The organism is Nonlabens sp. Ci31, assembly GCF_012974865.1.
Taxonomy (GTDB): domain Bacteria; phylum Bacteroidota; class Bacteroidia; order Flavobacteriales; family Flavobacteriaceae; genus Nonlabens.
In genome coordinates, this window is the sequence record NZ_CP043633.1 from 3,663,052 (window position 1) to 3,684,171 (window position 21,120).

A 21,120-nucleotide genomic window follows, 5' to 3' on the forward strand; every position below is an offset into this window, starting at 1 on the left:
AGCGTGCATACTACATATATACCAACTCGTTTTAAATCATTACACACAACAGGGGGTCAGTTGCTTTAAATTTTATAATTACCATTTATAAAGTGCGGTTCCCCAAGTCCAGCCAGCACCTACGGCGGCAAATAAAACCAAATCCCCTTCTTTAAGTAGGTTTTTCTTGACCGTTTCATCCAGCATCATAGGTATGGTTCCACCAGAGGTGTTTGCATAGCGATCCATATTAGTCATCACTTTCTCCCAAGGTAAAGAGATGCGATTTGCAACCTCTTCCAGTATTCTTATACTGGGTTGATGCGGTATGAGGTAACTCACCTCATCTATAGAAACCTTATTCTTTGAGAGCAACTCCTTTATTGATTCTGGAACCACTTTTATTGCCGTTTGAAAAACAGCGGACCCATCCATTTGAAAATACTGCAGGCCTTCTTTAAGAGTTTCTTTTGTGGTAGGTAATAATGATCCTCCAGCTGGTATATTCCAACTGTCTTTACCACGGCCATCTGTGTGCAATAGAAAGTCTATAAAACCTTTATCTTCCTGGGTATGAGAGAGCACCATGGCTCCAGCACCATCGCCAAAAAACACCGCATCTCTGCGATTCCAATCGGTAATATTTGAAAAGGTATCAGCACCTATGACCAGTACATTTTTATACATTCCAGACTTAATAAATTGTACAGCTGTGGTTGTTGCAAACAAGGCTCCAGAGCAAACTGCCGATATATCAAAGGCGACAGCGTTAAAGGCTTCTATTTTTTCTTGTACAAAGCAGGCACAAGAAGGAGCAAGCCTATCTGGAGTTGCTGTAGCTAGAATGATTAAGTCCATATCTTGCGGAGTTAGGCCTGCGTTTTTAATGGCTTCTTTTCCAGCCATAGCGGCCAGGTCACTGGTAGTTTCTCCTGTAGAGATACGTCGTTCTTTAATTCCTAAGTTTTTTTGTATCCAAGCATCATTTGATCCTACAGATTCAAAAAAATCATTTTTTACGACATTCTCCGGAGCATAAGATCCGGTACCTTTAATATATGCATTATTCATAAACTAGTATAAGCATATAAAAATGTATCATTTTATTAAAATAAAACAGGAATTTCAATGAAAATTTTAAACAATTACACAATTGCTATAAATAAACAGTTAAAAATGATAATATCGTAAAATTAAGCTTGTAAAATATGGAATTCTTAAGGAATAAAAGAAGCTTTTAAGACAGGTACTACCCCACCACATCCAACTTAGCAAAACGCAACAGCAGTTTTTTTAATCCGCCTACGTTGAAGTTGATTTCGGCTTTTTTCTCACCGCCTATTCCTTCGAGGTTGACAACCGTCCCCCTACCAAAACGAGCGTGCTCGACAATCATTCCAGATTGTAACTTACCTTCAAATCCTGCTGGTGCGCTAGAATTAGTAGTTGCACGACTCACAGGACGCATCTTTCTCAACTTTCTGATTTGTTCTTCGTTAGGCTGGCTCACACTAGGTGGCGTTCCTTTTATAGGTTTGGACTGACGCAGTTTAGATTTATCCGGCTCGTCCCACATATCGTTATCCATCAAGGGTTTATAACGGTAATTATCTGGTGGCGTGGTGTATTCGATATACTGGTCATCTATTTCAGTAATAAAACGACTCGGCTCTGCATCTACTAATTTACCCCATCGGTAACGGCTTAGTGTATAAGTTAAATAAGCTTGGTGCTCTGCTCTAGTGAGTGCTACATAAAAAAGACGGCGTTCTTCTTCTAGGTCTTCGCGGGTATTCATCGCCATCCCACTAGGGAATAGATCTTCTTCCATTCCTACGATGTACAAATAAGGAAACTCCAGCCCTTTGGACAAGTGAATGGTCATTAAAGAAACGCGATCATCATCTCCAGTATCTTTATCGAGATCTGTAGCTAGTGCTATATCTTCCAAGAATTCAGAAAGGGCTCCACGAGCATCTGCTACTTCTTTTTGTCCTTCAACAAAATCCCGCATACCGTTAAGTAATTCCTCCATATTTTCTATACGAGAAATTCCTTCTTGGGTGCCATCTTTTTTAAGCTCTGTAATCAGAGACGTCTTTTTCATAACGTATTCCGTCAATTCAAATACGTTTTTAGTATCGTCCAATGCTTGAAAACTCTTAATCATCGTTACAAAGTTTTTCAACTTTGTTTTGGTCGCACTATTGATTCCAGCATCTACTCGATCTATATTTTCAATAACTTCAAACAGCGTGCGGTCGTAATGCTTTGCTGCAACAATCAATCGGTCCATAGTGGTTGCTCCTATTCCACGAGCTGGATAATTGATCACACGTTTTAGAGCTTCTTCATCTTTAGAATTAACTACTAGACGCAAGTAAGAAAGTACATCTTTTACTTCTTTGCGCTGGTAAAAACTGAGTCCTCCATAAATACGATACGGAATATCACGCTTGCGCAACGCATCTTCCATCGCACGAGATTGTGCATTTGTTCTATACAAAATGGCAAACTTTCCATTGTCTAGCTGGTGGTTCATTTTATTCTCAAAAATAGAACCTGCTACATAACGTCCTTCTTCAGAATCACTCATCAATCTATGAACAATAATCTTAGGTCCATCTTCATTTGATGTCCAGACTATTTTATCCAGTTTGGTTTTATTATGCTCAATAATGGAATTTGCCGCTTCTACAATATTCTTGGTAGAGCGGTAGTTTTGTTCCAATCGGTAGGCTTTTACATTTTCATAATCTTTTTGAAAATTCAAGATGTTATTGATATTTGCACCTCTAAAAGCGTAAATCGATTGTGCATCATCTCCTACCACACAAATATTTTGAAATTTATCTGACAGGGCTTTTACGATCAAGTATTGCGAGTGATTGGTATCTTGGTACTCATCTACGAGTATGTATTGAAACCTATTTTGATATTTGGCCAGTACTTCTGGAAATCTATTGATCAATTCATTGGTTTTCAACAACAGATCATCAAAATCCATCGCCCCAGCTTTAAAGCATCGCTCTACATATTCTTTATAGATCTCACCAAAACGAGGTCGTCTTGCCATGGCATCTGCCTCTTGTAAATCGGCATCATTATAGTAGGCACGCACCGTGATCAAACCATTTTTAAGCGAAGAAATACGAGAGAAAATCTGTTTGTATTTATACACATCTTTATCCAGTCCCATTTCTTTGATAATGGCACTCGTTAGACGTTGAGAGTCTTGAGCATCATAAATCGTAAAATTAGTTGGATAACCCAGCTTGTCTGCTTCCACTCGCAATAACCGGGCAAATACCGAGTGGAACGTTCCCATCCACAGGTTTTTTGCCTCTCCTGCACCGACGATCTCGCCGATACGTTTTTTCATCTCTTTTGCTGCTTTGTTGGTAAACGTAAGGGAGAGAATATTAAATGGATCCACACCTTGTTGCATCAAATAAGCGATGCGTATGGTGAGCACACGAGTCTTCCCAGACCCTGCACCAGCAATGATGATCATAGGACCTTCTTTTTGTAAAACAGGTTCTTTTTGGGCGTCGTTGAGTTGGGAAATATGTTCTTGCACTGGTCTTCTTTTTCTAGTTTATAAAGATAGGGTTTGTAGTGGTGTCGCTTTCCTTTATTTTACTTTCTTTAATAACAATTCATCACCAAAACCACAGATGAAATGCCTGTTTTTAGTTCGCTTTCGCGAAAGCGGAATTAATAAAGTTTATCCAGTTCGATAACAAGATCTAAAAAGAACAAAAACCTAATCATTTTCAAAATTAAGCATAATAAGAATTAACATTCATTATCAAAAAACTTGCGAGTTTTCTTTTTTTTAAAATTGATGTATCGTTAACTGTTTTGACCCCTATAAAACAAGAGTATTCTTTTAAATTTCGTTAGTTAAATTATGCGGTTAATTTATTCATCAAAATCAAGTGTTCGCCCGCGACAGTTTACTATTGGTTTTAATTACACACTTTGATGTTTTAGGGATCTTTATAGTGTTCTCGTTTTAGATAATGTAGCATAATAATCAGCCGTTATCCAATAAAAAAAGCGCTATTGGGGCTGCGGCTTAAGGTCCAATCACAGCCTTCTTTTGAAGTTCATAAAACAGTTGCAGGATTGATGATTTTACGGATGCAATTTCATTATTAGACTTTTAAACCTTGTTTTCAAGCGATGTTGTGTATTTGAATCTTAAAATGGCTCTCGATAGCAAATAACCCCTTATTTTTGATCTTTTAATATCATTAAAACTCCATTATGCAAGACCTTATATTCACCCTTTTTCAAACTTTATTACCTGCCTTTTTAGTGGCAGTAATTGCCTATTATTTTCTTTCTTCCTATATGAAAAATGAAGAACGAAGAAGAAGGTATATAACTGTAAGAGAGTCACAGGTAAAAACGCTTCCTACTCGCATGGCAGCTTATGAGCGCCTGGTTCTTTTTCTAGAACGTATAAAACCAGCAAGTCTGGTAGTGAGAACCAAACCCGGTAATATGACAAAAGCAGATTATGAGCAAACTCTTATTGCTGCTATAGAGCTGGAGTTTGAACACAATATTGCGCAACAAGTATATGTCAGTGAAGAATGCTGGAATATCATACGTGCTGCAAAAAATACCACCATTCAAAAATTACGTCAGGTATCCATGAGTGATAAAGTCTCTACTGCCGACGGATTGCGCCAAGCGATACTTAACGACCTGATGGATAAACGCGCTCCCAGTGCAACGGCTATAAGCTTTTTAAAGATCGAAGTGAATGATTTGTTTTAATGGAGTTTAATTCAATAGCACAAGTGATTCTAAACCAATCTGGAAGGGTGATTTTTTTCTTAATAACGCCCGAGATGAGATGAGCAGATTCTGAACAAATCTGGAAGAAGCTTTACTTCTTTATAGGAGCTTTCTAGCACCCTATTTTCCAGAATGACAACTTTATTACTGGCTTTTGAAATAGTTACAAGTCTGGCGAGTACATCAAACTACTGCGCAAATATGCCAGCGCAGCGAGTAAAATCATCGACTTACTGCTTACTTGCATCCCGATAGCTATAGGGAGATATTGAGAACCAGATAGCTACTGAAACTGAAACTACGACTTAAAATAACACTCCAATCTAATTCAATCCTAAAACTCGCTTTAATATTTCCTGACTCTTCGTATCAAAATTGCCTAGGGACTGATCAATGAAGAATTGACCGTTTTCTCTTTTGTATTGGGCTTTTAAAATACCACGTGCATTTTCATAAAATCGCCATACATGATGCAAACTGGCATTCATCAGGTCTGTATAATTTTGCTGACTCATGGCGTCGAGATTGATCAAGTAATCAAAAGCCGCTGTTCTAGTTTCTGTGCTGTATTCGGAACCCGTATATGCTTGTAAGCGAACTAAAAAAGGCAATAATTCTTCATTAGTATAGCCGGTAGAATTGAGTGCCAATACGATCCATGCCATATCCAAGCTAGAATTTATTTCCTTCCATTGTGCTCTTGCGCTTTCTAAAACCGCTCTTTTATCGCTGGCGTCATTCCACAATAAAAACAACACGGACTCTCTAGTCACATAGGAGGCATCATTAAGCATACTCGTAATCAATTCCCGATTCTTATCGTTTAAAGTTGGCGTGCTTAAAACAATAAGCTGATTCACCTCTACATCGTTCAATGCTGCTGCTTGCTGTAACAGCTCGTATTTCTTATCATTATCATGAATGCTCAACTGAGCCACCATTTCTTTTACCATTACCGTTTCAACGGGTTTTTGAAGTGTTTCTTTATACGAGTTATAAGACTCTTCAAAAGTAGAAATACGTCTTGCAGAAAGTTGAAGGTATTGTTCCATGACAGGCTGTTTTCTCAGTATTCTCAAAGCTTCGGCAGTAGGGAATACTTCTGAAGTCAGCCATGTTGCTTTAAAATCGGTTAAATCTTTTTCACTGACCTGAGCCACCACATCGAGAAAACTAGCTGTCGTGACATTTTGATACTTGTTTTTTATCAGGTACCTGGTGACGCTTTCGCGAAAGCTCAACACTCCAACCTCCTCTTTTAACGCATGTAACGCCCAAGCTCCATGTTGGTAAAACGTAAGCGAATTTGCCTTTGCATTTAGCAGTGCAGTGCTATTTCCATTAGCTGTTTGCTCGTTCAAAGCCTCTGCATATTCAAATAATTGTGCTTGAAAATAGGAGTTCCCGTATAAGTTTTCCTCTGCTAATAAGGCATAATAACTGGCAAATCCTTCGTGCAACCAGTGGTGTTTTGCTTCTGTTTCTGTCACCAGATCACCAAACCATTGATGTGCCAGCTCGTGTGCGTTTACGTTTACATAGCTGCGGTCGTTAGCACCTAACTCGTCTGTAAAAAATTCGTCGTTAAAGATGGTCATCCCAGTGTTTTCCATACCTGAATACAAGAAATCTTTTACTGGAACTTGCTTGTAATTTTGCCATGGATAAGCAACTCCTATCTCACCCTCTAAGAAATCAAAGATCTCTTTAGAATGTTGATAGGTAGGTGCAACCTTAGATTCTTGATTGTCGTAATAATAGAATTCCAGCGGTATTCCAGAAGCGCTGCTATCTCTTTTTACTTGATAATCTCCTGCGGCAAGAGCGACCAGATAACTGGACATGGGTTTTTCCATTGTATAATTCCAAGTCTTTGTTTCTTTGCCTTCAGTAACTGTAACTAGTTTACCATTTGCGATGACGCGTTTTGATACTGGGGCAGTAATCGATAAATTCCAAATCATTTTGTCATTCATATCATCGATACTCGGCAGCCAGTTGCTGGTGTACTTCCCTTGCCCTTGCGTCCAGACTTGATCCCATAAGCGATCTTTATCTTTATCAATGTGGTACATGGCTTTAGAAGGGTAACTGGTAAATTTAACGGTAAGCTCCAGAACATCACCTGTATGAAAAGGGGCTTCAATAACTAATTTTTCTCCGTCATAAATAGATTTCACTTTATTACCTTCTATCAAAACTTGATGACCCACCAGGTTTTTTGCATCTAAGAATATAGAAGACGTATTCTTTAAAATTTGCAGATCAAAAAGAACGGATCCTTTGACCTCATTAGAAAATGGGTCTAATTGTATCACTACTTTTGCTTTTTGAAAATCAACCGTTTCTAACTGGCTAGACGTATTTTGAGATTGTGATAAAAACACAGCTAACAACGCAATAATTGTGATCCATTTCATAGAGGCGAAAAATACAAAAGATGTACCGCAATTAACTCGTTACTTCTTATGCTTAACTTTTATTAACGCTATGGTATTTACCATCACATCAATTTTTATACAACTGTTTACACACTAAGCAGAGAAACCTTTATTTTCGCAGCTAAAACACTTCCACTTGTACGAAAAAAGCTTTCCGCATAAACGATTTGGCCTCACACTAGAATTTCTAGAAAAGCACATTCCTAAAACAGATCACATTCTGGATTTAGGAGTGGAAAATCCGTTTACGGTTATAATGAAAGAAGCTGGATATCAAGTTTCTAATACGAGCGGAGAAGATCTAGATGACGACACCTCATCTATAGAAAATTTTAAAGGTGAAGTAGTAACTGCTTTTGAGATTTTTGAACATTTAGTCTCCCCTTACACCTCACTTAAAGCGATTCCTTGTGGTAAATGTATAATTAGTGTGCCGTTAAAACTTTGGTTCACGACTGCTTATCGGAATAAAAAAGATATTAGAGATCAGCACTATCATGAATTTGAACCTTGGCAACTGGATTATGTACTAGAAAAAGCAGGTTGGAAGGTAGTCGATCGCATCAAGTTTACCAATCCCGTAAAGAAATTTGGAATCCGTCCACTTCTTAGAAAATTTACAGACCGCTATTATGTAGTGTATTGTGAAAAGACAAATCCTTCTTAAATTTTGAAAATAGCCATCATCATACCAGCTCACAATGAAGAGCTATTCATACACTTGACGCTAGACAGTCTGGTGCAGCAATCACTGGCAGCAACTCAAATAGTAGTAGTAGATGACAATTCTACCGACCGTACTTTTGAAATCGCTAGCTCCTACTCGACTTCTTTACCCATAAAAGTGGTACGAACTTCGTCTAGTGCAGAGAATATACCTGGTTCTAAAGTCATACAGGCATTTAACTTCGCCCTTTCTCAAATAGATCTAGCAGATTTTGACATCATTTGTAAGTACGATGCTGACTTAATTTTTCCTTCTAATTATTTGGAGCAGATAGCAACTCGTTTTTACGCCATACCTACCGGTAAGAAGGAAGACAAAACTATAGGTATGGTTGCTGGACACTGCACGATCCTTAAAGAGGGTCACTGGGAAATTGAAAACCAAAACAATCCAGATCATATAAGAGGCGCACTCAAAGCCTACAGACGAGAATGCTTCCAACAAATAGGCGGACTCCAACCCAGTATAGGATGGGACACCGTGGACGAAATGCTGGCGCGTTTTTACGGTTGGACCGTAGTTACCATTCCAGAATTACATGTAAAACACTTAAAACCTACTGGAGCGGCTTATAATGCAAAATCCAAATACCTGCAAGGAGAAGCTTTTTATAAAATGCGTTATGGCAAGTTACTTACTTTTATAACTGCCTTAAAAATGGCCTGGAATAAAAAACACTTTAACCTGATCACCGATTACTTAAAAGGCTACCAACTGGCACAAAAAAACAACCTTGCTCCACTGTTAACAGAAGAACAAGGTCGTTTTATAAGGAAGTACCGATGGAACGGTATTACATCTAAGTTGGGATTTCCTTCTAGAAATTAAATGCCAAACCAAAACTCACATTGAACTGATTGTAAATTTCTTCCGCTGGTGTTAGATCTTCTGTTTTATACTTTGCTAATGGAAAAGCTGCTTCTGTATACACTCCAAAACCATCTGTAAAGAAATACCTCGCACCTAAGTGCCCACCGAAATTTTTAGTGCTAAAGGCAAGACCAGGATAAAGGTCAAACATAGGATCGATGTTTAAAACGTTACCTATGTTAGCATTGAAACGCAATTTCACAGCGGCTCTTTCATCAAAGTTAGCGTCTATGCTATCGTCGAGACTTAGTGCATAATTCAAGCCTAGACCCATAGAAAAGTTTTCTGCTACTCCAAAATCGTAGGTTCCTTGAATTCCTGTAGCCCCACTTTGAAAGTCAGCTCCTATTTGTACTTTTTGATCTCCTTTACCTGCAAATATTTGAGCATTTGCGGTTACACCAGCTACAAGAGCTGCGATAAATAGTATTTTTTTCATGTTGTTCCTTTAATTTTCCATTACAAATATAGGATTATCAGGGCAAAGTACTATTATTTCCTTAATACTTCGCTTATAGGGTTTCCAGTCGCTCCATTAGGAAAGCTTATTTTGAGTAAACTAGAAATGGTAGGCGCGATGTCAATAATTTCAGTGCGTTTGCTACTCGACCCTTGCTTAATACCGTTTCCGTAAAATAACAAAGGTACATGAGTGTCATAACTCTGAGAGCTCCCGTGAGTAGAGCCTGTTTTAGAATAAGAAATCACCGCTGGCTCTAAGACATAAATCACATCGCCGCTGCGCTTATGATGAAAACCATTCTGTATCAGTTTACCGGTTCCATCGGGCATAGTTCCAGAAACGAGTGCATTTCTCGTAAACACCTTATCTATATGTTTATAATCCAGTATGATGCTAGCAATGAAGTTTTCTAGGTCAATAGGATTGATCTTGTTCTTCATCACATTTGCTTTATTAAAGAAAATCTGATCGTTAGAAATATTTGAAATCAACTCGTCAGAGCTAAATTTTTCTACCAGAGCCTTATTTAATTTCTCCCTAAAATCTGATCTATCGAAGTATCCAGCATTGATATTCCTGCTTTGTAAATAAGCTGGATTATTTACCGCTCCATGGTCTGCTGTTAAGAAAACGGTGTAGTTCCCTTTTCCTACTTCTTGATCTAAAGCCTTTAAAAAACGCGCTATATCCCTGTCTAATCTTAAATAAGTATCTTCTATCTCTACAGAGTTCACCCCATATTGATGCCCTATATAATCCGTACTAGAAAAACTTACCGCTAGAAAGTCTGTAATGGCATCCTTCCCCATTTCTTCCTTCTTCAATGCTTCGATGGCAAAATCTGCTACGATGCTATTGCCGTATGGTGTTGCTTTTATAAGACTGTAATTTCCATTTTCACCTCTTAATTTCTTTAAGTCATAAGGGAAAACAGCAGTTTCTTTTCCTCTTGGAGCTTTTTCAAAGTCATTGAGATCTGATCCACTTGCTGTGTAAGTTTCTAAGGGATATAAAGTATTCCAAGTTTTTAAATACGCATCTGCTTTTTTTGAAGCATTAAAGTCTGTCACCCATTGTGGTAATTGTTCCATATAAAAAGTGCTGGAGATAAAGTTTCCTTGATCGCTTCCTTCAAACCAGTAAGCAGCATCTGCAGCATGACCAGCTGGTAAAATAGCGCCGCGATCTTTAATAGAAATGCCTATCACCTTTGCTTGTCCTTGTGTTTGTAATTCTAATTGGTCTGTTATGGTGGTTGTTAACATTCTGCGTGGTGACATTTTACCTTCATCACTCTCTGTCCCTACTCCTGTAACCTGGTTGTCATCTGCATTATAAATGACTTTGTCGTCAAATTTATCGTACCAATTATTCCCTATAATACCGTGATTCATAGGTGAGGTTCCTGTATAAATAGATGCGTGTCCAGGAGCTGTATAGGTAGGTACAAAATTGTAATGATTGTTGGTAAGTTGATAGCCTTCCTTGATCAATCGTTTAAAACCATCCTCACTATACCTATTGTAAAACCGGCTTAAATAATCGTATCGCATTTGATCTACCACTATTCCAACTACCAGTTTTGGACCATCTTGCTCTGCCTTAGAAGAGTTTAAAGGAGTCTGTTGAGTAGAAGTATCTGGTTGTTGATCTCGCTTTCGCGAAAGCGTGCTACAAGAAGTTACCAATACAAAAGCAACTATTAAAAGGAGTACATTTTTCATCAAAAGTTATTTACTGCAAAAGTAACCTTTGAAAAAAAGAACAAGTTTAAGAAAGCATTAAATTGTGAGAGATATTTTTTTATCTACTTTTACCAACGATGAGATTTTTAAGACACATAGGTCGTTATATGATCATGCTTTTTAGCGTTTTTAGGCGACCGACTAAAGCAATCGTTCTTAAAGAATTGATTCTTAAAGAAATAGACGATTTAATAATAGGCTCCTTAGGGATTACCGCATTCATATCTTTATTTATGGGAGCGGTGGTTGCACTACAAACTTCTTTAAACCTGGACAACCCTTTGATTCCCAAATCCCTGATAGGTTTTGCCACCAGACAATCCATTATTTTAGAATTTGCTCCTACGTTTATATCGGTAATTATGGCCGGTAAGGTAGGTTCTTATATCACCTCAAGTATAGGATCTATGCGTGTTACAGAGCAAATAGACGCACTGGAGGTAATGGGTATCAACTCGCTTAATTATTTGATCTTTCCTAAGATTATTGCTTTACTTTTCTATCCTTTTTTAATTGCGATCATCATGTTTGTGGGGATAAGTGGTGGCTATCTGGCAAGCGTTTATGGGAACTTGGTAAGTTCAGAAGACTTTATAGTGGGCTTACAAGAAACTTTTATACCATGGCACATTGCTTATGCATTTATAAAAACCATGTTTTTTGGAATTCTTCTGGCTACGATACCCAGTTACCACGGTTATTATATGGAAGGTGGTGCCCTAGAAGTAGGAAAAGCGAGTACTACTAGTTTTGTATGGACTTGTGTGGCTATAATTATATCCAATTATATTTTAACTCAATTACTGCTTAGCTAATGATACAGGTAAATGATTTACGAAAGAGCTTTGGCGGCGAGGAAGTTTTAAAGGGAATTACAGCAACCTTTGAAAAAGGAAAAACCAATATGATTATAGGAGCCAGTGGTTCTGGTAAATCTGTTTTTCTTAAAAATATGCTCGGCCTTTTTGAACCAGACGCAGGTGAGATTATTTATGATGGCGAGCCGCTTCATGAAATGGAAATAGAACGCAAAAGTGAATTGCGTAAGGAAATGGGTATGCTCTTTCAACACAGTGCCCTTTTTGATTCCATGACCGTAGAGGAGAATGTGATGTTCCCATTGCGCATGTTTACCAAAATGAGGCTTCATGAACGACGGGAAAGAGCAAACGAAATCCTAGATCGAGTAAACCTGGTAGATCTAAATAAGAAAATGCCTAGCGAGATTTCTGGCGGGCAACAAAAACGCGTTGCTCTTGCGAGAGCGGTAGTGAACAACCCTAGATTTCTTTTTTGTGACGAACCCAATTCTGGTCTTGACCCAAATACGGCTACCATAATCGATAAAATGGTCCAAGAAATCACCCATGAACGTAAAATTACTACGGTAATTATCTCTCATGACATGAACTCGGTAATGGAGATAGGAGAAACCATTATATTCCTAAAAGACGGCAAGCTGGCGTGGAAAGGAACCAATGAAGAGATTTTTAGAACTGATAACAAAGCGGTAACAGAATTTGTGTATAGTTCTAATTTGTTTAAAAAAGTACGTATCGCTCAGAATGAAGGCTTTTAAGTCTTATCACTTATTCTTAAATTATTTTTGTTAATTATTCCATAACTAGATTTTTTTTAAAAGTTCAGACCTTATTTTTAAGGAACTTTTAACTTAAAATGGACACTATGATAAGTAATAAAATTAAGTGGTCGGTAGGCTTGTTGTTAGTAATTGTGCTCATTGTAGCTACTAATTTTATAGATCAAAATAATTTTCAACGCATTCAAGACTCCGTCAAATCCATTTACGAAGACCGATTAATAGCCAAAGACTTACTTTTTGATATACAGTTAGAGATTCATGATAAAGAATTGCTTCTAGCCGAAAACAAAGATTCCACCTTATTATCAAACCGTTCTTCTTCTCAAAAAAAGATCGAAGGCTTTATAGAAGGCTTTTCAAAAACTGCTTTAACACGGGATGAAAAAAGAATCTTTGAACGTTTAAAAGAAGAGACCCGTCTTTTATTCTCTCATGAAACTATCTATTTCAATACTGCAAACGACCTTACTTCTTCCAAAAAACTAAAAGAGCAAACTAAAAATATTAACAACACCATAGCGCAGTTATCAGACATTCAAATAGCCGAAGGTCAAAGACAAATGCACGTAGGAAGAAAAGCCATGGAATCTATTGATTTATTAACTCAATTGGAAATATGGATCATGATCGTTCTAGGTGTATTGATACAATTTGTGATTCTTTACAGTCCTAAGAAGGAGAGTGAGTAATTGATGGCAACCTGTTGATTATTAGTTATAATAAGCATATTACAAGTCATCATCCCTGCCCAATCTGCTTTATGTAGCGATCAAAACTATGAAAACTATGAAAACTGGTAAAGCATCATTAAACATGAGATTTTTAAGAGATATCAGTTACATTTGAGTTCATATAACCAGTTCTACACCGTTTGAAAAAAACATTCGTTATATCATTAATATCAGTTCTGATTTTATTTAGTTCCTGTAAAAAGAACGATAAAAGTTCAGGGAAAAAAGCGAATGAAAAAACTGAAATTATTAAAGAACAACAATTTTATTTTGATTGTAAAAAACAAATGATAAACGGAGTTGAATTCGAGGCTTGTATTCAAAGACCAGGAAATTTTTTTATAAAAAGTTCTGACGGTAAAATAATTTATAGTGACAAAGACAATCCTTTTGATTTTGAATTTTCAGATTTTAATGGAGATGGATATTCTGATATTAGGATGAATTATGTTTCTAACACACCTGGAATTAAGCAATTACTTCTGTTTGATATACAATCAAATGAATTCAAAGAAGTTAAAACATTTAATAAATTTCCGAATTCTATAAGAATTGAGGAAACAAATTTTTATTACTCGTATTATGGAAGTGGATGTGCCGATAATGATTGGAAAAGTGAATTATATAAATTAAACGGAACAGAAATAACCGTGTTAGGGAAAATAAAAGGATCAGGCTGTTTAGAAAATGATACAACCGGAATTTACATATACCAAGTAAATGGGAACACTGAAAAATTATTAAATTACACCAAAAGAGAACAAAGTTATTGGAAAGAAAAATATGAATTTATAAAAGAATATTGGACAGAAAATAAAAACCAATTCGAATAAAAAACGGTGTAGAACAACGTTTAAAAATAATAGGGCAATTGTCGCTTAACCCAATGGTAAAGGCGCTTTTGTAAGGTCGCCAAATTTTAAATTTGGCTTATTGATAAAGAAAAGACCTGCCGGCAGTTAATAAGAAAAAATAAAAAATTTGGATTGTGTTTAATCGAAAATAATTTTATAGTTTGCTCGCTACTAAACATATACAGAGAGGTTGAGCTAATGCGGAAATCTTATTAAAATTGAACATTTGAACTAAAAAAGCCAACGCACAAACAGCACATTTATTTTTTCCAAACGCACCATCCAATCTAAAAATTAAAAGAGCTGTTTCTGCCTTTGCGCCTGAGCAAGATTATCGACAAAAGAATGTGAACAAAAAAAATACGAATTGTAGAAGTAGAAGATATCTTTTTTAAATTGTAGGGTTGAATTTGGAACGAAATGATAAAAGAAAGAATTGATATAGACAACATTGACGGACAGCTATTTGAAATCAAAATAGTCGGGCCAGAGAACTCTAAACCAGCATCTTTTACGCATTATTTGCACAATCATAAAAATGGAGTTTCACAATTTTACAAAAAAGATGCACTTGCATTTGTCAAAGAAATTCTTATTAAAGAATATCCAAAAGACGAAATAACGAATAAAATAGCGGAAGAGGCTCTTCAATATTTGATTTTTGATCTCCATAAAACTGTTCCATTTCCCGCACCTGATAAACCTAAATTCAAATTTATTGACCTTTTTGCAGGAATTGGCGGATTTCGTTTGGCATTCCAAAATCTTGAAGGAAAATGTGTTTTCACAAGCGAATGGGACAAATATTCAAAACAAACCTACAAAGCCAACTTTGGCGAAATTCCTTTTGGAGATATAACTAAACCAAAGACAAAAAGTTACATTCCAGATAACTTTGATGTGCTTTGCGCAGGTTTTCCGTGTCAAGCATTTTCGATTGCTGGAAGACGTGGCGGATTTGAAGATACTCGCGGAACACTATTTTTTGATGTTGCCGAAATTATTAAAAAGAAAAGACCAAAAGCAATTTTCCTTGAAAATGTAAAAGGCCTTCGTAATCACGATAAAGGAAAAACATTAGCTACTATCTTAAACGTACTTAGGGAAGATTTAGATTATTATGTTCCTGAACCACAAATACTAAATGCAAAAGAGTTTGGCGTTCCTCAAAATCGTGAGCGGATTTTCATTGTTGGTTTCCGAAAAGATTTAGGAATAACGGATTTCCAATATCCCGAACCTACAAACAAAGACGCAGTTTTAGATGATATTTTGGAACAAGAAGAGGTTTCAGTAAAATATTATTTATCAACAACTTACGTTCAGACTTTAAAAAATCACCGAGCAAGACACGAAAGCAAGGGAAACGGATTTGGTTATCAAATTATAGCAAATGATGGAACTGCTAATGCAGTCGTTTGTGGAGGAATGGGAAGAGAACGAAATTTAGTTTTAGATGATAGACTCACAAATTTTGTTCCTGTAACTCATATTACTGGAGAAGTCAATCGTGAAGGAATTAGAAAGATGACACCAAGAGAATGGGCAAGACTTCAAGGATTTCCAGACAATTTTAAAATCGTAGTTTCAGACTGTTTTGACCCCTATAAAACAAGAGTATTCTTTTAAATTTCGTTAGTTAAATTATGCGGTTAATTTATTCATTAAAATTAAGTGTTTGTCAGTGTTCCATTTTTCCATTGGTGTTATTCTTCCTAATAGTCCGTGAAGTCTTTCGTTGTTGTAAAATAGAACATATTCTTTAAGGATTTTCTCTATTTCTCCAAAGGTTCTATATTCAAATCTCTGAAAAACTTCTTTCTTTAAAATTCCGTGATAAGCCTCTATGTGAGCATTTTCTTCTGGTGTTGCTATATGTGTAAACTCTTGACTTACTCCTATAAGTCCTAGATATTCTCTTACATTCTTGGCAATAAATTGACTTCCATTATCACTTCTAATCACTACATTATTAGGGTATTGATAGTTCATAAATAAGTCAGACAGCAATGTTATCACTTGAGCTTGTTTAATTGAAAAAGCAAAAAGGTCTATTAATATTCTTCGCGTATGAACATCTATTACAGATAGTAAATAAGCATTTTTACCCGCACTAGGAATCCAAACCATCTTTATGTCCATTTCTAAACAATCAAAGGGTTTTGTAGTCTTTACTTTTCTGAATTTAACAAACTTGCGCCCAGAACCGCTCCTGTCAATGCGGTCTTCTAACTTCAATAGGTTCGCTTCTTTCATTATTCTGTACAGCTTTTTATGGTTAATTACATAACCATCTCGTGTCAAATAAGCAGTCATTAATCTGTAGCCACAATCTATAAAAGGATGACTTAGTATGGTCTTTACAGACTCCATAACAGAATCCTGAGTAACTAATCCATTCTTATTATGATACGTAAATTCACTTGGCTTATTTCCTTTTCTCCCAAAGCTTGGTCTGCGATAATAACTGCTGTGAACCATTCCTACCATATTGATTATGCTAGTTTTACTGATTTTATATGTGTTAAAAAAAGTATCTACTAAATCTTTCTTGGATCGGACGTCCCAAACTTTTTTTTTAAAAGTTCTCGCTGGACTTCCAGCTCAATCTCTTTGTTGCTTAAAAGCTTACGAAGTATTCTATTTTCCTCTTCTGATTGCTTTAACTCTTTACTACGCGTGTCATAGGTCACTTTTAAGCCTGCTTCGCCTTGGGTATCATATTTCTTCTTCCAACTATAAAAAGTTCCCGTACTAACCTTGTATTTACGACAGGTTTCAACGATTCCTATTTCTTCAGATGTGGATAGAATTTTTAACTTTTCTTCTAAACTCCATTTCTTGTATTTCATATCTCAAAGGTATTAATTGAAATTTAAAATATCGCTCCGAACTTATTGGGGGCTAAACTACATCGCAAGTTTGGACAGGGAAATATGATGCGACAGGTGGATATTTGATTGTAAAAGAAAATGGCGATGTTCTTTGCTACCATATTTATAACAGAAACGAATTTGAGGACTATTTGCTTAATAATACCAAACTCGATACTGCAAGTTCATCGAGACACAGATTTGGGAAAGTTTATAAAAAAGATAATCAATTGTATTTCAAATTGAATTTACAAATCAGGTTCACGAAATAGCTAACGCGTGAGCCATACACATTTCCAGTTGCGCCAGCCAACGCGCCGCCAAAACTGTAAAGGAGTATATCTCTGCCAAAGCTAGCAAGTTTACGGAAAAGCACTAAGGAAAAAACGTGTATAGCTATTAACTAAGTAGTTGTTTAATACAAGTTAAGGTGTATTTACGAGTCCACCAAATTTTTTGAATTTAGCTTATTGAGAAAAAAGACCTACCTGCCGGCAGGTAGGTAATAAGTAAAATTTTTAAATTGGGCTTGTGTTCAACCGAATGGAAGTCGCATTTTTCCGCCCTACTATTCTTATACAAATCCGTTGTCTATATAAAATGTCAAGCATGAAAAGTCATAAAAACTGGCAGAAATACCTTTATGACTTTATATTAAATCATTGAGCGCCTAAGGTTTCATTTTCAGCCTATAGGTATGCAGCAGTGACTATATCTTTTTAGCTTTGAAAGCCTTTATCCTCAACCGCTTTTTATTTAACCGGATCAACAGCTGAAGCCCCACCAATCTTCATTTCATTGATGGTTACTTGATCAGATTGGAGTCGGTAACGCAGCCAGTTGGTCATACGCGTTTTTACTTCTAAGCGGTTTTTAATGGGTAAAGTACTGTCGTTAAAAATGATATTATAAACAGCTGTGGTATCTGTCTGCTGTGTGATAAAATCCTTATTTACAGAGGGAGCATAACTCATACTAGCTATTTGTGGATAATTCAACCGCACCTCTTCACTTAAAATATCAAAATCTTTACTCTTCTCATTAAGACTCCTCAATTGATCTTCCAGCGCTTTGATGTGTATGTCCTTATCCTGAATAAGTCGCAGCTTATCAATCAATTCTTCTTGCACTACTTCTACACCTTCATTAGACGCCATAGGCATAGAACTGCCTTGGTAGAAACGTACACTACTTGATTCTAAGTGCTCTGTTTGTTTAAATTTCTTGCGCCATTGCTCTACAATAAGCTCTGGTACTGGTGCCCCTAACATCACTACATCCAGTATTTGTGTATCCTTATCCCATTCATCGTTAGGTCGCATACCTTCATATTGAACAATGTCTTTAACAAAAGAGCTTGCAGCACTTCGCATTACTTGATCTTGATACAATTGATAAAACAACCATACGGATGGCAATAAAACTAAAAAACCTATCAATGAAGCTAATCGAGAAACGCGCTTGCGCTTTGCTTGATTGGCATATTTCACCATAGGAAACCGGAGTAACTTACATACTAAAAAAGTAGCCAAAGCAATAAAAACAGCATTGATACAAAACAAGTACATCGCACCACCAAAATAGGTCCACTGACCGGTTGCAATCCCATAACCTGCCGTACATAAAGGAGGCATTAATGCCGTAGCAATAGCCACACCAGCAATAGCGTTAGAAATAGTTCCTTTTTTAGCTTTAGCAACAATAAGTGCGAGTCCCCCAAAAATAGCTATCAACACATCCAGAATCGTAGGATAGGTTCGAGCAGCTAACTCATCTGTAATCTCTTTCATAGGAGAGATAAAAAAGTACAATGTTGCCGTAAGCAAGGACAGTCCTACCATGACGCCTAGGTTGATCAATGAACGACGCAACATCGTAGCATCATTAATTGCGGTTCCTAATCCCATACCAACTATAGGCCCCATAAGTGGCGAGATCAACATGGCTCCTATCACAACCGCAGTAGAGTCTGCATTTAACCCTATGGAAGCTACAAAAATCGAGAATATAAGAATCCACGCATTATGACCTTGAAAAGAGATGTCTTTTCTCACCGCTTCAATAGTCTCGTCACGGTCAGAATCTTCTCTAATGTCTAATAGATCATGCAAAAACGACATGATATTTTCCCAAATACCGCTAATGCGTTGTTGGTTTGAATCCAGATTATTCTCTGCTGAAGACTGCTGGCTTTGTGATTCTTGTGGCTCCATTATCCTATTTCATTACCGTATTTATCCATAGCTGCATTGCGTATTTCTTTAATTTCTTGTTCGGCAGTTTTAGGAATAATCATCAATACATCATCTTGATCTATAATAATATAGTCTTCCATTCCTTGCAAGATGACTTTTTTTCCGGCAGCTGTTCGTACCATATTCCCATGTGAATAGATAGACGTAAGGCTGGCATTGATAACAGCATTTGCGTCTTCGTTTTTATCGAGTTTGTCATAGAGTGATCCCCAAGTCCCTAAATCGTTCCAGGAGAATCGTGCTGGCAGTACAAAAACAGCATCGCTTTTTTCCATGATCGCATAATCCACCGATATATTCTCGACATTCGGATAGTTCTCTTCCAGCCATTGGGTTTCCTTATCTGTGTTGAAAACCGATAAGCCATTATTAAATAAGGAAATTAATTGAGGTTGCGCTTTCGCGAAAGCGGATACCACGCCAGCTACATTCCATATAAAAATCCCTGCATTCCATAAAAAATTACCTGCAGCAATAAATTCCTGCGCCGTTTTTAAATCTGGCTTTTCTCTAAATTGAGATACTTTTTTGATCTGGTTTTCTTCCTTGTTGTATTCAATATACCCATAACCCGTATTAGGTGAAGTAGGCTGAATACCAAGGGTCATTAATGCTTGTGGATGCGCTGCACAGAAATCAAAAGCAGTAGCGAGGTCTTCATTAAAAATATCTTGTTCAGCGATGTAGTGATCACTTGGAGCGACGATCATGCTGGCCTCTGGATTCATTTTTTGAATCTTTAAAGCTGCCAGTAAAATACAAGGCGCTGTATTGCGCATAGCAGGCTCTGCAACAATATTGCTGAAATCCATTTCTGGAAGTTGCTCCTTTACAAGGTCTACATAAGCGTCGTTAGTGAGTACCAGAATATGTTGTGAAGGAATTTGTTGCTGTAACCGGTCAAAGGTCATTTGCAACAAAGACTTCCCCATACCTAGCATGTCGTGAAACTGCTTGGGAAAAGCTTGCTTACTTACAGGCCAAAAACGAGAACCGACGCCACCGGCCATAATTACGGCATATTTATTATTACTCATATCTTTAAAACTTCTACTTGCGCATTGGGCTGAAAAAGGTACACCTTTCCAGAGCTTATCTCTACACAACGGTAGCGCTTGCGCAACTTGTTTCCTTTTTGAAATTTCTTACCGCTAGGCCCTAAAAATATACTGCCTTGCTGCAGTTCAAATATATAGCTTTTATCAGTTTCTGGGTCGTAAGATTTTAAAGCAACACTCATCATGGCATCGGTATCGCTACTGGCTTTAGGGTTTTTAAAATGTCGCGCTAAAATGGGCAGCAAATCGTTGGGAAATATATCTGGACGCAAAAAGGGCAACATAAGCTGTTGAAAGGTGTGTTTCCACTCTACTCCGTGAGGTTTGATAAGGCGCCCATATTTTTGAAAGGCCACTAAATGAGCTATTTCATGGACAAGAGTAATTAAGAACCTGTAGGTGTTGAGATTTGCGTTTATGGTAATCGCATGGGAACCATCAGGGTTTTTACGGTAATCACCGTGTCTGGTCTTGCGCTCATCTACAATTTTGAGGTGTACGTGATACTGCTCCAGTAGTGCCGTTAATGGCGCCACAGCAAGATGTGGTAAATACTTATCTAAAACACTCATAAATACTGATAAAATTCTACTGTTGCGATATTAAAAATAATTAGAGAAGTAACACCTGTTTTGAGCTATAATTATTAATTAAAAATCAAATAAACTCATTAATTATAGATGCTTTGTCAGTATGTTTGTTAGTCCGT

18 protein-coding genes and 1 pseudogene are annotated in these 21,120 nt (G+C 36.9%); 9 read left to right on the forward strand and 10 right to left on the reverse strand.

Going from position 1 to position 21,120, the window contains the following annotated elements; genetic code table 11:
• Nucleotides 1-78 precede the first annotated feature (78 nt).
• Both F0365_RS16115 and F0365_RS16120 read right to left on the reverse strand, forming a co-directional pair.
• Nucleotides 79-1,050, reverse strand: coding sequence for a 3-oxoacyl-ACP synthase III family protein (locus tag F0365_RS16115; protein ID WP_169934644.1), 972 nt, complete (start codon nucleotides 1,048-1,050; stop codon nucleotides 79-81).
• Between the two features lie 178 nt (nucleotides 1,051-1,228).
• Nucleotides 1,229-3,559 (reverse strand): ATP-dependent helicase, encoded by a 2,331-nt coding sequence (locus tag F0365_RS16120; protein ID WP_169934645.1) that lies wholly within the window; start codon nucleotides 3,557-3,559, stop codon nucleotides 1,229-1,231.
• A gap of 692 nt (nucleotides 3,560-4,251) precedes the next feature.
• On the opposite strand from F0365_RS16120, the gene F0365_RS16125 reads away from it, so the two are divergent.
• Nucleotides 4,252-4,770, forward strand: a complete 519-nt coding sequence (locus F0365_RS16125) for a hypothetical protein (protein ID WP_169934646.1) — start codon at nucleotides 4,252-4,254, stop codon at nucleotides 4,768-4,770.
• A gap of 344 nt (nucleotides 4,771-5,114) precedes the next feature.
• Here F0365_RS16125 and F0365_RS16130 read toward each other — a convergent pair whose 3' ends face one another.
• Nucleotides 5,115-7,211 carry a M1 family metallopeptidase gene (locus F0365_RS16130; protein ID WP_169934647.1) on the reverse strand — a complete coding sequence of 699 codons (2,097 nt, stop codon included), beginning with the start codon at nucleotides 7,209-7,211 and terminating at the stop codon, nucleotides 5,115-5,117.
• A 157-nt stretch (nucleotides 7,212-7,368) separates the two neighbouring features.
• Here F0365_RS16130 and F0365_RS16135 point away from each other — a divergent pair, with 157 nt between their 5' ends.
• Both F0365_RS16135 and F0365_RS16140 read left to right on the forward strand, forming a co-directional pair.
• Nucleotides 7,369-7,899, forward strand: a complete 531-nt coding sequence (locus tag F0365_RS16135; protein ID WP_169934648.1) for a methyltransferase — start codon at nucleotides 7,369-7,371, stop codon at nucleotides 7,897-7,899.
• A 3-nt stretch (nucleotides 7,900-7,902) separates the two neighbouring features.
• Entirely contained in the window at nucleotides 7,903-8,787 is an 885-nt protein-coding gene (locus tag F0365_RS16140; RefSeq protein WP_169934649.1) for a glycosyltransferase, read from the forward strand.
• Here F0365_RS16140 and F0365_RS16145 read toward each other — a convergent pair.
• Complete coding sequence (locus F0365_RS16145) at nucleotides 8,777-9,268, reverse strand: DUF6646 family protein (protein ID WP_169934650.1); 492 nt, start codon at nucleotides 9,266-9,268, stop codon at nucleotides 8,777-8,779. The two genes, F0365_RS16140 and F0365_RS16145, sit on opposite strands and share 11 nt — an antisense overlap.
• Before the next feature lie 53 nt (nucleotides 9,269-9,321).
• Complete coding sequence (pafA, locus tag F0365_RS16150) at nucleotides 9,322-11,016, reverse strand: alkaline phosphatase PafA (protein WP_169934651.1); 1,695 nt, start codon at nucleotides 11,014-11,016, stop codon at nucleotides 9,322-9,324.
• A gap of 98 nt (nucleotides 11,017-11,114) precedes the next feature.
• Between pafA and F0365_RS16155 the strand changes: the two genes are divergently transcribed.
• From F0365_RS16155 to F0365_RS16175, 5 genes are all read left to right on the forward strand, one after another.
• Complete coding sequence (locus F0365_RS16155) at nucleotides 11,115-11,852, forward strand: MlaE family ABC transporter permease (protein WP_169934652.1); 738 nt, start codon at nucleotides 11,115-11,117, stop codon at nucleotides 11,850-11,852.
• A complete protein-coding gene (locus tag F0365_RS16160; RefSeq protein WP_169934653.1) occupies nucleotides 11,852-12,616 on the forward strand; it encodes an ABC transporter ATP-binding protein in 765 nt (254 codons plus the stop codon). The genes F0365_RS16155 and F0365_RS16160 overlap by 1 nt, the downstream gene beginning before the upstream one ends.
• A gap of 107 nt (nucleotides 12,617-12,723) precedes the next feature.
• Nucleotides 12,724-13,329, forward strand: a complete 606-nt coding sequence (locus F0365_RS16165) for an MCP four helix bundle domain-containing protein (RefSeq protein WP_169934654.1) — start codon at nucleotides 12,724-12,726, stop codon at nucleotides 13,327-13,329.
• Between the two features lie 182 nt (nucleotides 13,330-13,511).
• Nucleotides 13,512-14,204 carry a hypothetical protein gene (locus tag F0365_RS16170; RefSeq protein ID WP_169934655.1) on the forward strand — a complete coding sequence of 231 codons (693 nt, stop codon included), beginning with the start codon at nucleotides 13,512-13,514 and terminating at the stop codon, nucleotides 14,202-14,204.
• A 441-nt stretch (nucleotides 14,205-14,645) separates the two neighbouring features.
• A complete protein-coding gene (locus tag F0365_RS16175) occupies nucleotides 14,646-15,854 on the forward strand; it encodes a DNA cytosine methyltransferase (protein WP_169934656.1) in 1,209 nt (402 codons plus the stop codon).
• A 15-nt stretch (nucleotides 15,855-15,869) separates the two neighbouring features.
• On the opposite strand, the gene F0365_RS16180 is transcribed toward F0365_RS16175, so the two are convergent.
• Nucleotides 15,870-16,739 (reverse strand): IS3 family transposase, encoded by an 870-nt coding sequence (locus F0365_RS16180; RefSeq protein ID WP_240961960.1) that lies wholly within the window; start codon nucleotides 16,737-16,739, stop codon nucleotides 15,870-15,872.
• Between the two features lie 26 nt (nucleotides 16,740-16,765).
• A complete protein-coding gene (locus F0365_RS16185) occupies nucleotides 16,766-17,077 on the reverse strand; it encodes a transposase (RefSeq protein WP_169932317.1) in 312 nt (103 codons plus the stop codon).
• Between the two features lie 71 nt (nucleotides 17,078-17,148).
• Here F0365_RS16185 and F0365_RS16190 point away from each other — a divergent pair.
• Nucleotides 17,149-17,370 (forward strand): annotated as a pseudogene (locus F0365_RS16190) (HpaII family restriction endonuclease); the annotation flags it as partial.
• Nucleotides 17,371-17,850: 480 nt separating this feature from the next.
• Here F0365_RS16190 and F0365_RS16195 read toward each other — a convergent pair.
• The 3 genes from F0365_RS16195 to F0365_RS16205 are packed head-to-tail and all read right to left on the reverse strand — an operon-like array spanning nucleotide 17,851 to nucleotide 20,983.
• A complete protein-coding gene (locus F0365_RS16195; protein WP_169934657.1) occupies nucleotides 17,851-19,311 on the reverse strand; it encodes a DUF389 domain-containing protein in 1,461 nt (486 codons plus the stop codon).
• Nucleotides 19,311-20,390 (reverse strand): mannose-1-phosphate guanylyltransferase, encoded by a 1,080-nt coding sequence (locus F0365_RS16200; protein WP_169934658.1) that lies wholly within the window; start codon nucleotides 20,388-20,390, stop codon nucleotides 19,311-19,313. Before F0365_RS16200 ends, F0365_RS16195 begins: the two co-directional genes overlap by 1 nt.
• Nucleotides 20,387-20,983 carry a SprT-like domain-containing protein gene (locus F0365_RS16205; protein WP_169934659.1) on the reverse strand — a complete coding sequence of 199 codons (597 nt, stop codon included), beginning with the start codon at nucleotides 20,981-20,983 and terminating at the stop codon, nucleotides 20,387-20,389. The genes F0365_RS16200 and F0365_RS16205 overlap by 4 nt, the downstream gene beginning before the upstream one ends.
• Nucleotides 20,984-21,120 lie beyond the last annotated feature (137 nt).